The 13,661-nt window shown below is 40.3% G+C and carries 10 protein-coding genes; 4 read left to right on the forward strand and 6 right to left on the reverse strand.

What is annotated here, in order from left to right:
- Nucleotides 1–60: 60 nt before the first annotated feature.
- Nucleotides 61–303: an acetolactate synthase 2 small subunit gene (gene ilvM / locus AAEY57_RS03325; protein WP_028834467.1), complete on the reverse strand. Its 243-nt coding sequence runs from the start codon at nucleotides 301–303 to the stop codon at nucleotides 61–63.
- Nucleotides 300–1,949, reverse strand: coding sequence for an acetolactate synthase 2 catalytic subunit (ilvG, locus tag AAEY57_RS03330; RefSeq protein WP_076923018.1), 1,650 nt, complete (start codon nucleotides 1,947–1,949; stop codon nucleotides 300–302). Before ilvG ends, ilvM begins: the two co-directional genes overlap by 4 nt.
- Nucleotides 1,950–2,478: 529 nt before the next feature.
- Here ilvG and AAEY57_RS03335 point away from each other — a divergent pair.
- From AAEY57_RS03335 to AAEY57_RS03350, 4 genes are all read left to right on the forward strand, one after another.
- Nucleotides 2,479–4,152 (forward strand): phosphoethanolamine transferase, encoded by a 1,674-nt coding sequence (locus AAEY57_RS03335; RefSeq protein ID WP_350606308.1) that lies wholly within the window; start codon nucleotides 2,479–2,481, stop codon nucleotides 4,150–4,152.
- Nucleotides 4,149–4,520, forward strand: a complete 372-nt coding sequence (locus AAEY57_RS03340) for a diacylglycerol kinase (RefSeq protein WP_008112748.1) — start codon at nucleotides 4,149–4,151, stop codon at nucleotides 4,518–4,520. The genes AAEY57_RS03335 and AAEY57_RS03340 overlap by 4 nt, the downstream gene beginning before the upstream one ends.
- Entirely contained in the window at nucleotides 4,511–6,445 is a 1,935-nt protein-coding gene (locus AAEY57_RS03345) for an LTA synthase family protein (RefSeq protein ID WP_350606311.1), read from the forward strand. Before AAEY57_RS03340 ends, AAEY57_RS03345 begins: the two co-directional genes overlap by 10 nt.
- 100 nt (nucleotides 6,446–6,545) lie before the next feature.
- Nucleotides 6,546–7,424: a TraB/GumN family protein gene (locus AAEY57_RS03350; RefSeq protein ID WP_008467941.1), complete on the forward strand. Its 879-nt coding sequence runs from the start codon at nucleotides 6,546–6,548 to the stop codon at nucleotides 7,422–7,424.
- A 6-nt stretch (nucleotides 7,425–7,430) separates the two neighbouring features.
- Here AAEY57_RS03350 and AAEY57_RS03355 read toward each other — a convergent pair whose 3' ends face one another.
- The 4 genes from AAEY57_RS03355 to AAEY57_RS03370 all read right to left on the reverse strand — a co-directional run bounded on the left by AAEY57_RS03355 (nucleotide 7,431) and on the right by AAEY57_RS03370 (nucleotide 13,485).
- Nucleotides 7,431–8,882: an ATP-binding cassette domain-containing protein gene (locus tag AAEY57_RS03355; protein WP_350606314.1), complete on the reverse strand. Its 1,452-nt coding sequence runs from the start codon at nucleotides 8,880–8,882 to the stop codon at nucleotides 7,431–7,433.
- A gap of 66 nt (nucleotides 8,883–8,948) precedes the next feature.
- A complete protein-coding gene (locus AAEY57_RS03360) occupies nucleotides 8,949–10,673 on the reverse strand; it encodes a response regulator (RefSeq protein WP_350606316.1) in 1,725 nt (574 codons plus the stop codon).
- A 119-nt stretch (nucleotides 10,674–10,792) separates the two neighbouring features.
- Nucleotides 10,793–13,123 (reverse strand): fatty acid cis/trans isomerase, encoded by a 2,331-nt coding sequence (locus tag AAEY57_RS03365; RefSeq protein WP_350606319.1) that lies wholly within the window; start codon nucleotides 13,121–13,123, stop codon nucleotides 10,793–10,795.
- The gene (locus AAEY57_RS03370) at nucleotides 13,123–13,485 is read right to left on the reverse strand and encodes a hypothetical protein (protein WP_013463853.1); all 363 of its coding nucleotides are present in this window, start codon (nucleotides 13,483–13,485) and stop codon (nucleotides 13,123–13,125) included. Before AAEY57_RS03370 ends, AAEY57_RS03365 begins: the two co-directional genes overlap by 1 nt.
- Nucleotides 13,486–13,661: the final 176 nt, after the last annotated feature.

Genomic DNA, 13,661 nt, shown 5'->3' on the forward strand with positions numbered 1-13,661 from the left:
TTCTTAAAATTGATGAGTAACCACGTGAACAGTTACTCGTAAAATCTGTTAAATTTTTTGTTATACAGCTTGTTGCTGTAAGCTTTGCAGCGTGACATGTTTCACATCAACCAATTTATTTAGTTGACTGGTAAGCAAATAAATTGGTTTATCGCTATCAACCGTCATGGCCATATTATATTGGCCATCGTCCATATTGAGCTGCAAGTGAGTTAAATCAAAACCACGATGACGCACCACACGTAAAAAGCGCTCGATTGCGACACTTTGGCTTTTTAAGGCAATAGTTAAACTGTGTTTCATTGTGCTTTCTCCGTCATCATTTCATCGTTAGCAGCCCCAGGTGGAACAAGTGGCCATACGTTTTCTTTATCATCAATACAAGCATGAACAATGTAAGGCCCATCGCTATTTAATAAGGCTGTAATTGCATCATCTACTTGGTTAGCGTGGGTAATCGTTTGTCCAGGAATACCAAACACAGCAGCAAGTTGGACAAAATCAGGGTTGTCTGACAGGTTAGTTTCGCTGTAACGCCCTTCAAAAAATAGCTCCTGCCATTGGCGTACCATGCCTAAACGCTGGTTATCAAGTATCAGTATTTTTACTGGTAAATTATTACGACGAATAGTGGCAAGCTCTTGGATATTCATCATGATTGAGCCATCACCTGATACGGTGATCACAAAGTCATCTTTTCTCGCTATTTGTGCGCCGATTGCCGCAGGTAAACCAAATCCCATGGTGCCTGCACCGCCACTGCTTAAGTGGTTGCATGGATGGTTAAATTTCATATGCTGCGCAACCCACATTTGGTGCTGACCCACATCGCAGCAAACAACACTGGTGCTTGGCATACGCTGGCTTAGTTGATTAAGTAAATAAGGGGCAAATACTTTTTCACCAGGATAGTCGTAGCGCCATGCATGCTTAACCATCATTTGTTTATTATGATCGCACCACGCTTTTGGCGTAACGACGCACTCAAGGGCGGGAAGTGAGGTTTTTAAATCAGCAATTAAAGAAGCCTTTGCGGGTTTACGCTTACCGACCTCGGCTGCATCTATGTCTAAATGAATCACGTTTGCTTTTGCAGCAAACTTAGCTAAGTTGCCTGTTACACGGTCATCAAAGCGAGCACCAATACACACTAATACATCACATTCTTGCACCGCTAAATTAGCGGCTTGACCACCATGCATACCTAGCATGCCTAAATCATATTCGTAATCAGGTAATACACTGCCCAATGCTTTAAGGGTTGAAACCGCAGGCATTTGCGTTTTATTTAAAAATTGCATTAATTCATTTTGCGCATCAGCGGCATGAACGCCCCCACCAACATACGCTACGGGTTGCTTGGCTTCACTGAGTAATTGATTGGCGATAGCAACTTGGTTTAAATTAAGTTGCGGTAAGTATTCATCTGCCGCTAACCAAGGTTTAAAAGGCACCTGCGCCATTTGAATGTCTTTGGGGATATCAACTAAAACGGGGCCTGGACGGCCGCTTTGTGCTAAATGCATCGCTTCTTGTAATATTTCGGCTAAATCTTCTGCTCGCTCAACCATGTAACTGTGTTTAGTACACGAAAGCGACATGCCAAGCACGTCAATTTCCTGAAAAGCATCAGAGCCAATAGCGGCGGTTGGTACTTGCCCTGTAATAGCAAGTAAAGGCACTGAGTCCATCATGGCATCTGCCAATGCGGTAATTAAATTAGTAGCTCCAGGGCCTGATGTTGCCAAGCACACACCTAAACGTCCAGTACTGCGTGCATAGCCCACGGCGGCAAACCCTGCACCTTGCTCATGACGAGTAAGATAATGTTTTACAGGCGCACCATACAAGGCATCGTAAATGGGCATAATAGCACCACCTGGGTAGCCAAATACTTCATCTACGCCGTGTTTGGCGAGTAAATCTATTGTTAGTTCTGCGCCTGTCATTAGTAAATCCTCATTCCTGTGTGACAACCCATTAAAAATTTAACTCTAAAACTAAAAAGCCCCCCGGACGGTTAAGTGCGGAGGGCTTTTCAATGCTTAGTTTTTTAAAGCACTACGAAGCCCTCGCGGGAATAATCACCACGATAATAATCAGGACTAGGTTAAGTGCATTTTTAAGCATAAAATTCAGTACCATTTAAGATTTAGTCATTGCGAACATCTTGTTTCGCTGTCTTTTTATATTATTACCGCGCTCAGGGCGGTAAGTCAACACCAAATTCAATTCAAAATAATTATAAAAACACGCTTACTCAGGTTTTAAAATTCAATTAAACCAGGTTAAATAGATTTTTTATCCCTTCATTTCAACTCAGGAAATTCACTATTCTTATAACACTGAATTCTGGTTTGATTAATTTTTAGTAAGCCACCTCATTTTTATCTAACAAAATTAAAATAAATCGATTTCTTAAGAGTTTCTTAAGTCTGGCAGCCTAGCATAACAACGTTCACTAAAAAGAGATGTGTTATGAATTCAATTTTCAAACTCAGTAAGCAATCGCAAGCAAACACCAAAAAGCGCTTTTACTTTAACTGCAGCGCTAATGCATTTGTTATTTTAATGGCATGCTATTACGGCTTAATCATTAATATTCCATTTATGCATGGTGCGTTTAGCGCTATTACTTCGCTGCACACATTTTCGTGGTTATTTCTATTTTCTGTACCGCTACTACTTGTGTGTTTATTAGTTATATTTTTTTCTTTGGTGTCTGTTCGAGGGCTATTAAAACCCATCAACTACTTACTACTCGTGCTCTCAAGTGCCGCACTTTACGGCTCATTAAACTATGGAGTGGTATTTGATTACTCAATGATACAAAACGCAGCAGAGACGGACTCTAGTGAAGCGTTAAGCTATTTAAACTTGCAACTTGTTGGCTTTTTACTGCTTTTTGGCGCATTACCTGCCTTTGTTTTGAGTCGTATAAACGTAAACTGTGCCCGCCCACACAAAGAAATACTCAGTCGTATTAAACTGTTACTAGCATGCGGTGCTTTGATTGCTTTAGTGGTAGTAAATTTTTACGCCGATTATGCGGCAACAGGTCGAAATAACCGTATATTGAAAAAAGAAATCATTCCATTTCAATACCTTTCTAGTGGCTATAAGTATGCACGTGACCAGTTGCTTTACAGCGATATTAAATTTAAAAATATTGATACCACACCAACTTTAGCATCGCCAAGTACAACACGAGTTACTGTCATAGTAGTAGGTGAAACCGCACGAGCTGAAAATTTTTCCTACCAAGGCTATGAGCGCAATACCAACCAATACACACAAAAACATAATGTCACTTATTTCGATAATGTATCGTCGTGTGGCACGGCCACAGCAGTGTCAGTACCGTGTATGTTTTCACTGCAAACTCATGCCAATTTTTCTCGTTTAGACAGTGATAATCAGCAAAACGTGATTGATTTGATACAACAAGCAGGCGCAGATGTCTTGTGGGTTGATAATAACAGTGGCTGTAAAAACGTCTGCTCGCGCGTACCTACCATTAATATTGATACCAAAGCATCCGGACTATGTGATGGTAAATACTGTTTTGATGAAGCGTTGCTAGCCCCACTAAAGCACAAGCTTGCTAACTTGAGTCAGGCTAATACGCTTATAGTGCTGCATATGATGGGTTCACATGGCCCTACTTACTTTAAGCGCTACCCTGAAAAATTTAAACAGTTTAGTCCAACCTGCGACCGCAGCGATATTCAGAACTGTAGCGCAGAAGAACTGGTTAACACCTACGACAATACAATTGCTTATAGTGATTTTATCAACGCTCAAGTTATTGAACAGTTAAAGGCACTACCAGCCAATATTGATAAGCAATTACTGTATGTGTCGGACCATGGCGAGTCGCTCGGTGAAAATGGCGCGTACTTACATGGCTTTCCCTATGCATTTGCACCAACAACTCAAACCCATGTGCCTCTTTACATCTGGGCTGATGAGCATAATCAGCGCATTACAGCCAAGTGTCTCAACAATTTAAATAGCACTTTAGCGCAATCACACGATGCTATTTTTCATACCCTTTTAAACTTAACCGGTGTTGTGAGTAAAACCTACCAAACCTCTGAAGATTTACTCGCGTCATGTCAAACGATTAACCATAGCGAAGCTAAAATATGAATAATAAAACCGTTATAAAACGCCAAGGCCTAATGCGCCTAATTTTTACCTTAAGCCATACATTTAATGGCCTAAAATGGATGAGCCGATTTGAGGCTGCTTTTCAGCAAGAGTTGGTTTTATTTAGTTTGCTAGGCGTATTTGCCTGCTTGCAAGAAATTACTTTAAGTAGCAAATTAATATTGATTGCCAGCTTATTGTTTGTGTTATTTGCTGAGTTGGTCAATACCGCAGTCGAAGTGGTGGTTGATCGCATCGGTAGCGAATATCATGAGCTATCAGGCCTAGCTAAAGATATTGCATCCGCCAGTGTCTTTATCGCCATGCTTATTGCTATTTTAGTTTGGTGGTCTGTGCTATGGACTTAATCAGTAGCACTAAAAAAGTATTGGGGCCATTGTGGGTTTTAGCGGTATTTTTTTTCGCACTCCTATGCTTGCTAACTTTTGCGCGATTAGGTTTAAGTTTGTGGCAAAGTGGCCGTGTATTTACCGAAGGCGCCTGGCACTTTGTTTTTGTAGGCGGTTTACGTGTTGATATAGCAACATTATGCTACATCATAACCCCCGCTTTGTTACTAACACTTGCAGCACACGCTCTCAAATTAACTGCTTATATTCGAGGAGTCGTAAAGTGGTATTTAGTAATAATGGCTGCAATGTTAGTGTTTTTTGAGGTTATTACACCCACGTTTATTAACGAGTACGACTTACGCCCTAATCGCCTATTTATTGAATACCTTATATATCCTAAAGAAGTCTCTAAAATGATTTTTTCAGGTTACAAACTCGAAGTCCTCTTCGCTGTTTTAGCGCTCGTTTTCACCATTAAATTTGCTAACAAAATTCTTACTCAGCAATGGCAAAACCGCTCGTCCCTAGGGGCAATAAAACTATCACTGTTAGCTGTTATTATATGTAGCCTAACACTGTTAGGCGCTCGAAATTCATTAGGCCATCGTCCATTAAACCCCGCTATGGTGGCATTTTCGACCGACCACTTGCTGAATGACCTCACGCTTAATTCATCATATAGCGTAGCATTTGCGTTAAAACAGCTCTCCAATGAGCAATCAAGTCAGGCATATTATGGCAAGGTCCCTCAAGAGGAGTTACTCGCCATAGTACGCAGTAGCATGCAAAATCCTCAAGCAATATTTAATAATCCAAATGCCCCTACCCGCACTTTTCATCAGGCAAGCTACCAAGGTAAAAAGAAAAACCTGGTTATTATTCTGCAAGAAAGCTTGGGCGCTCGTTATGTAGGTACCTTAGGTGGCTTACCCTTAACGCCTAATATAGATGCACTTTATCAACAGGGCTGGGGATTTGATAACTTATACGCTACCGGCACTCGCTCTGTACGCGGTATTGAAGCAGTTATAACCGGTTTTACACCGACTCCCTCACGCGCCGTTGTAAAACTCGATAAATCACAACGTGACTTTTTTACCTTGGCTAGTTTTTTAGCAAAGCAGGACTACCATACTCAGTTTATTTATGGTGGAGAAAGTCACTTTGACAACATGCGTAGCTTCTTTTTGGGTAACGGCTTTAGTGATATTGTTGATAGTGAAAGCTTCGCTAACATTAACTTTAATGGTTCATGGGGCGCATCTGACGAAGATTTATTTACTCAAGCAGATAAAGAGCTGAATAAATTACAACAACAGCAAAAGCCATTTTTTAGTCTGATTTTTAGTAGTTCTAATCATAGCCCTTATGAATTTCCGGACGGTAAAATAGCCCTGTTTGAGCAACCAAAGCAAAGCCGTAATAACGCAGCTAAATATGCAGATTATGCCCTAGGCACATTCATTGAAAAGTCGAAAAAATCATCTTACTGGGACGATACTGTGTTTATAGTGATTGCTGATCACGACTCACGCGTGTCTGGTTCCAGCCTTGTACCTATTGATCACTTTAGAATTCCTGCGGTTATTTTTGGAAACGGTATTAAGCCCAAACGCGATCATCAATTAGCCAGTCAGCTGGATATTCCTACCACCTTACTGTCGCTTATTGGCGCCAGCGGTGAACACCCAATGATTGGTCACGATCTCACTCGCCCTGTGGCCAAAAATAAGCAGCGTGCAATGATGCAGTACGATAAAAACTTTGCTTACATGCAAAATGATAACGTTGTTATTTTGCAGCCAGATAAACCGGCAACCACCTATATTTATAAAAATAAGCAATTACACCCCAGACATAACGATAGCGCACTCATCAAGCAAGCTCGTGCGCTGGCTAATTATGGCAACATGGCCTACAGCAATAATTGGTATCAATAACACCGAAAAATGCCTGATTGATTAATCAGGCATTTTTACGTTACCTATAAAGTAAACTAAGTTAGTATTTATAAAACGACTTAAACTTGGATAGGATTTTATGAACGTGTCATTACGTATTAGTCATTTATTTATGGTGTTATTACTTTTAGCCTTTAGCGTCAATGGCTATGCAGCACCGGCTCTATTCAAAATAGAAAAACAAGGCGCTAGCTCGTATTTATTTGGCACCGTGCATGTGGGTGATGCCAGCATGAAAGGGCTACCACAAAAAGTGACTCACGCACTGGATAACAGTAATCAAGTTGTTGTTGAAGTGGATATAAGTAAACTATCACCATTACAAATGCAACAACGTTCTATGCCGTTTATGCTGCTTACTAACGGGCGTACGCTACAGAGCGAGCTTTCAGAAAAAAATTATCAACTCCTCAAAAACTACTTTGCTAAAAAATCGATTGATATTGCCATGTTCAACAGTTTTAAACCTTGGGCTGTCATGTTGACCATGATGCAAATTGAGTTTCAAAACGCGGGCTATTCAGATAAAAACGGCATCGATAAGCAAATACTCGAGTACGCGCAAAAGCACAGTATTAACATTGCGGAGCTTGAAACCATAGAGCAACAACTACAGATGTTTAATGGCTTAGAGTCATTAAGCAATGCCATGATGGCAGAAACTTTTGAGCAACTAAGCGATATTAATACCTACTTTATCACCCTAGTGGATGCATGGAAAAAGGGCGATATGCAAACCCTAACCAGCTATTACCACACCAGTTTTGATGACAGCCAATACGGTCAACAAAGCGAGCAAGTGATGCTGATTGAGCGCAATAATAATTGGGTCACTCAGCTCACGCCTAAACTTGAACAAGGTAAGGTGTTTATTGCGGTAGGTGCTCTGCACTTAGTTGAGCAGCATGGTTTAATTAAACAACTTCGCGACCAAGGGTTTAAGGTTACTCAGTTATAAACAAGCTTATATAAGCGTCTCACTATGAGCAGCATGTTGCCCATAGTGAGCCGGTTTAAAATCTTCCATTTTTAAGGTGTGTTCAATCCCTTTAATGGTATCTGCTGCATGATGGTTTACATTAATAACGGTACTCGTTTTTGCAGCACACACCTTTTCAATCAGCAGTAAAACGCGTTGACGATTTGCCTCATCAAGCCCTAAACATGGCTCATCTAAAATAAGCAAAGCAGGATGTTTAACCATTGCGCGCACAATCAGTAATAGTCGCTGATCGCCATACGATAGCTGGGTAAAAGCGCTATTTGTTTTGTCACTTAAACCAATTAGTGCCAACCACTCTTTAGCTAAACGCGTTTGTAACTCACTGGCTTGTTGATATAAACCTATACTATCGAAAAACCCTGAAATAATAGTATTAAGCGCCGAAATACTCACTCGATACTGCAAATGTAGCGTATTTGAAATATAACCAATGTGCTGTTTTATATCCCAAATACTCTCCCCTGTGCCACGCTTAAAACCAAACACTTCAATCTCATTGTTATAGCATTGAGAGTTATCACCTGTAATTAAATTTAATAAACAGGTTTTACCTGAGCCATTTTTCCCGGTGAGTTGCCAGTGCTGATATTGGTTAATCGTCCAGTTTAAATTTTCAAAAATTGTTTGTTCGCTGTAACGCACATGAACATTAGTGAGCTTAACGAGTGGCGTGTTTGTCGCTGATTTAAAACAGCGCTCAGGCGCATCGGGAATACTTAATGATGTATGCTCTAAATGAAGTAATTTGAATAAATCCGCTTGTTTTGCTGCACACGGTTTTGCCAAGCTATGTTGTAAACGACCATTATTCACATAAGCAAAGTGATCAACAAACGCTGGAATTTCGTCAACACGGTTTAGCACAAACACAAAGCAGGTTTGTGCGCTCAACTGCTGTAATAGGCGGTTTAGCTGCCCAACCGATTCAGAGTCTAAGCCATCAAATGGTTCATCAAGCACAACTAAATCACTGTTAGCAGATAGCGCTTTAATTAATAATAATTTACGCGTTTCGCCAGTAGATAAATCAGTAAAATCACGATTAAGTAAGGCATCAAAATTAAAAGCGGTGATTAACTGTTGGCATAAATCGCTATTTATTTGAGGCTCAGCAAAGAGCATGTCCGTTACTTTTTGTGGCTTTTCACTTTTACGATGCGTGTTAAGTAACTGCTTTTGTAGATCACTTGACACTAATTGTAGCTTGTTAAAGGTACTATGACGTTGCCCGCTTTGTTGTTTTGCTTCACCAATTAACGCTGCTGCGAGTGCTGATTTTCCAGCACCATTACCCCCGAGTAAGACCCAATGTTCACCCTGCTTTACTTGCCAAGTTAAATCGTCGATACAATACCTAGCACTGTCATCGGTAGATAAATAACCACTAAATTGCTGTAGTAAAATTGAGCGCACGTTAGATCCCATAACAGAGCTAAAAACTCAAACTAACGTAATAAGGAATAATTAAGCAAGTGAGATTTAATCAACCTCAGGTAGAAAAGCATCGTTTAGCGCCGCGATTATGCTTTGCTGATCTATGGGTTTATGAATATGACCTATTGCTCCACAAGCTTTAGCGCGAGCAAGATCACTATCAGAGGTGTTTGCGGTAACCACAATAATCGGCAGTGTTTTATCGTTATCATGCAAGATTTTAGTGGCTTCAAACCCATCCATAACCGGCATATTTAAATCCATAAAGATGACGTCATAAGATTTTTTGGCGACCATTTCACACGCTATTTTGCCATTCTCAGCGCATTCAGCGTGTATGTTCAATGCGGTTAATAGCTTAGTGAGTACCAGCATATTAAGTGGGTTATCTTCAACGACTAAACAATGTAAGTTATCAGGAATTGACGATGACCTGCTTAAAGTAGTATCCATCTCTAATGGTAATGTTAAAAATACAGATGCCCCTTGCTGACGATTATTTTCAAAACGAATCTCGCCATTTAAGGCATCAACAATATATTGTACACGGGTAAGGCCTGTTCTGAGTCCTTGAAAATGGTTACTTTGCTCAGTGCTGTCTAATTCTAATTGCTCGATAAGGTGATCAAAGCCACAGCCGGTATCCTCGACGCTCAACGATAGTTGGTTATTGTTGAGCGTAGCGATGACTTTCACCTCTCCTTGCTCTGTAAACTTTAATGCATTACTAAGTAGCTCATTAACTATTTGTTGTAGGCGTGCATGATCTACAATCACCGCGCAGTCTAAGCTCGCTGCTAGCTCTTTGATTAACTTTAACCCTTTTTCAGTACAACCATATTCATACACAACTAACACTTTATTTATGGTGGTTATTAAGTTGTCAGAGGTCGGGTTTAACGACCAACGATTTAAACTCAGCGCTTGTAAATCTTGTAATTCATCTAACATCGCCAACAACCTCGCCGAGCAATACCGAGCTTGGCGTTGTATATCCTGCTGTGAAGTGGGAATTTTTAGCTCATCGATCGAGGTAATTAACCCCTGTAATGGGGTTCTAAATTCATGACTGGCTCGTGCAATAAAGTGCTCTTTGTTATTACTTACCTGCTCTGCAAATTCTTTTTGTTGTTGATACTTTTGTAAGGTCTGCAGAACTCGTTTTTCCATCGGCATAAACACAAATCTAAGTTCTAAAAACAATAATGCCAGAGTAAAAAACCAACAAAGCAGTTCAATACTAGAGATCCAATCAACCTTTTTTACCGCTTGTTGCTCAAATAAGCTCACCGCAGTGTCTAATTTTTTGAGTAATGCTTCAACTTCGCTCACAGAAAACGAAGCCAAATTAATAGGCTCCTTTCGAGAAACCAAATTTTTAGCTTGCGTTATAAAGGCCAACACTTCTGCATCTAAGTTGCTTGGGGGGGCATAATATAAATCAAATAAAGGTGTATTTAGATAAACTGCGTCACCTTGTTCATCCTTAGTGAGTAAATATTCATGGGCTTGTTCAAATAACTCAAGGGAGTGTTTTAACGATTGAAGATGTTGTGCGTGGTTATCCGTTTGATTAATTAATGCATTGCTATGCCAAGCTATTTTTTGCGAAAGCATACGTTGCTTGCCAGCTATATTGATAATTTTTGCATCGTATTTTTGCACTGAAAAGAAGTATTGCATCAGTAATGCAGATACGCTGACCAACAAGGCAATAGCAACTAAAGCCCAACGGTAACGTTTGCGAATACTCTTAACAATGTTGAACATAAACTAGGTTACTTTTTTTGTTTTAACTGTAGCCTAAGCTTAGCAAACTAATTACTAAATTATTAAATATAAAAAACCCAGCTAGTTAAGCTGGGCTCTTGTAACCGTTTAGCGTGTACCTAACGATTTTCTAGTCGATTATAATCAAACATGCCAAATTCAACACCTCGGTACTGGCGGGCAACCTGATGTAAAATATCGCTGTATTGCCAAAATTGCGGGTGAGTTCGACGAATCGCAAACTTAGACTTTAAAGCGCGATAATCAGCTTCCACTTGCATTAGCGGTAACTGTTCTGCAAAGGCCGAAACCTGTTGGGCGTTATTTAAATACCAAATTGCAGAAGGGTAATCACCAATAAAGCCCGGAACAATTGTCACCGTATCTTCTTCATAGGCGCGCTGTCCGTCTTCGTTTAGTAGACTCGAAATATTATAGTGCGCGTTATGGTGAATAATTGTATAGCCTGTGTGGCCATCCTGCTCTTTCACTAGCACATAAGATAGCTGTGGCAGTAAGTTAACTGCTTTGGCAGGCATGGTATTAATCGCACTTAATGGTGCGGGTACTTTTTTATAGTCATAACGAGGACTTAAAACGGGCTCTAATGCCTCTTTAATTAAGCCATATAGCTCTGATTGCGGTTCATCTGTTTGATAGTTAATACCGCTGGGTTGACTAAACTCACGATTGTTTTCAAAAAAGGTCGACAAACTAGGTGGTGATTTTCGATACCAACTCTGTTTAATTGTCTCTCGCTGAGTTTCAGGTAACAAAGCTAAAAAGTTGTGCTCACCTTCTAAACGTAAAAAGTCCATGTATAAGCGCGTTATTAATTGATGGCCAATATTGCCATACACATCAAAGCCCGCAACTAACAAGTAATGAATACGCTCAAACAGCGCGTAATCAAGCACCCACATAGTTTTAGGTTGTTGGCCAATAAAGCCTTTAACTACAGTTGCACTATCAAAGTGTCGAAAAATAGTCAGTGCCGCATTTTGATTGTGCCCATCCCCTTTCCACAATAAGTCGGTGGTTAAATGCTCGCCGTTTTTGAACAGATTATTAGCAAGCTCTACCTTGGCTTTTAAGTAACGTTTTTCGCGAACCGAGTATTTGACCCAATTAGAAATCGGTAACGCATTACTTTCCTCTGCTGCGGGCAACTCTAATGCATCCTCATGTTGCACCAGCATTTTACCTACCGCCGGAGTCGCTACCTTTTTAGGATCAGCAAACGCCACCCAAAAATGATCATTAATCACATTGAGTGCTATTTGACCACGACAAACAGGGCCTTTAATAAAGCCCATAATAATTAGCTCAGCTTCATCGAGCATAAATTGATATTTTGCATCTATAGGCAGTGCTTCAAACGTTTTAAACGGGTTTGATGCAAGGGTAGGCTCATAGCTTGGTAAACTAGATACAGTGTAATTTGGCGCAATAAATTGCTGGTAAATACGTGCCAACTTTTCATCATTAAGTTTAAGCGGTAAATGCGTTTTTGATAAAATAGTAGAACGGTCGTGAAGCAGTCGATAATAAACACGCTCAACGTTTGGATTATCGTAAGGGCGACGAGAACTTATTAATTTAATGTCTTCACCAGGGGGAGTAATTGAGCGTACCAACTTAAAAAAGTTAGGTGATTGTGCATCACTAAAGTAGATGTGTGCTAAAAACCAATGCTCATAAATATAGCGCGCTGATAATTGGTACTTCAAACCATCTTGATTTAAAAATGCTTCCCAGTTTTTTACTTGCGCAAGCTCAGCAGCTGATGGCGGCTTGATGTGCGCCATTTTCCCGCCTTTTTTAATCCAGTTTTGTAAGTGCTGAAATTCTGCAGCAGTCACTCCAGGCAAGCCATAAGGCATACCCGCATGCGGTTGCTCATCCGCTAATTGGTCAAACTCACCCATCGTCGCACAACTTTGGTTGCGGCTAAGTGAAAAATCAAAACGTTCATCTAATACTTCATCTTCTGGCAAGGGTGAACTTTGCTTTAATACCAGCGTATTAAATAACACACTACCCGCTAAATTGGCTTCTTCAGTTTGCGCTCGCTCGTTTAATACCGGGCTAAATTCTTTATCACGCCATTGCTCAGTCGTGCTTGCATCAAATAATAATCGGCTCGGCGTTGAGGCTAACAACCGAGTACCATCGTAAACCAACTCTTTACTGAGGCCTCTGTCGATACCTTCAGGAGAAGAGAGTTTTAATTGGCAAGGCGCATCATAACAGCCATGACAAACCACGCAGCGGTTGTCGAGTACAGGCTTTACTTGCTGTAAAAACTCAGCCCCAGCACCGCTATTATGAGCAACCATACGATCTTGTGTTTGCTCAGGACCGAATAATTCATTGTAATGTGCATTACCTAAGTAAGCACAACCACTTAAGATAATCAGTACAAAAGTACCTATAATATTTTTTTTCATTATTCAGTCTCATCACCTAAATCGAACGTAGGCATCATATCGATTTGCGGTGATACGAATGTTAGGTTTTCAACAGTAGTCACCACAGCGCTTAATAGAGGGCCCTGTGTTATGGTTAATTGAGCATCATGCTCGCTATGCGCTATGGTAGCAAAGCTTGAATTGATGATATTCAACTCATAGTCTGCAATGCTAATGCCTATACTACTATCAGCACTGGGGTTCTGGCATAGTTGAGTAAGCAGCTCATCACTTAAGATAACTGAAATTTCCAAGTCAGGCTGCGCTAAGTCACGGGTACTTAGTGTTTCATCTAGAATAAATAAAGGAAGTGTTAAATTGCTATCTTGTTCAAGTTCCATTGGACTCTCTGCGCTACTGACTATTTAATTATTACCTATTATAACAACGTTCCAACTTAAATAACGATAAACAAGCCTTAAAATAGCCTCGTTAATTTTTAATACCAATTCGCTTAATTAAGCGGTCTATTTTGAGGCAGGAAAAACGGGGTGATAGCTAGGCAAAAAATTCGCTA

The organism is Pseudoalteromonas sp. MER144-MNA-CIBAN-0113, assembly GCF_040308965.1.
GTDB lineage: Bacteria > Pseudomonadota > Gammaproteobacteria > Enterobacterales > Alteromonadaceae > Pseudoalteromonas > Pseudoalteromonas tetraodonis.

Excerpts from the sequence above, each read along its gene's own strand:
- AAEY57_RS03335 (WP_350606308.1), top strand. The coding sequence starts at position 2,479 with ATGAATTCAATTTTCAAACTCAGTAAGCAATCGCAAGCAAACACCAAA.
- AAEY57_RS03370 (WP_013463853.1), bottom strand. The coding sequence starts at position 13,485 with ATGGAACTTGAACAAGATAGCAATTTAACACTTCCTTTATTTATTCTA.
- ilvM (WP_028834467.1), bottom strand. The coding sequence starts at position 303 with ATGAAACACAGTTTAACTATTGCCTTAAAAAGCCAAAGTGTCGCAATC.
- ilvG (WP_076923018.1), bottom strand. The coding sequence starts at position 1,949 with ATGACAGGCGCAGAACTAACAATAGATTTACTCGCCAAACACGGCGTA.
- AAEY57_RS03360 (WP_350606316.1), bottom strand. The coding sequence starts at position 10,673 with ATGTTCAACATTGTTAAGAGTATTCGCAAACGTTACCGTTGGGCTTTA.
- AAEY57_RS03340 (WP_008112748.1), top strand. The coding sequence starts at position 4,149 with ATGAATAATAAAACCGTTATAAAACGCCAAGGCCTAATGCGCCTAATT.
- AAEY57_RS03350 (WP_008467941.1), top strand. The coding sequence starts at position 6,546 with ATGAACGTGTCATTACGTATTAGTCATTTATTTATGGTGTTATTACTT.
- AAEY57_RS03345 (WP_350606311.1), top strand. The coding sequence starts at position 4,511 with ATGGACTTAATCAGTAGCACTAAAAAAGTATTGGGGCCATTGTGGGTT.
- AAEY57_RS03365 (WP_350606319.1), bottom strand. The coding sequence starts at position 13,123 with ATGAAAAAAAATATTATAGGTACTTTTGTACTGATTATCTTAAGTGGT.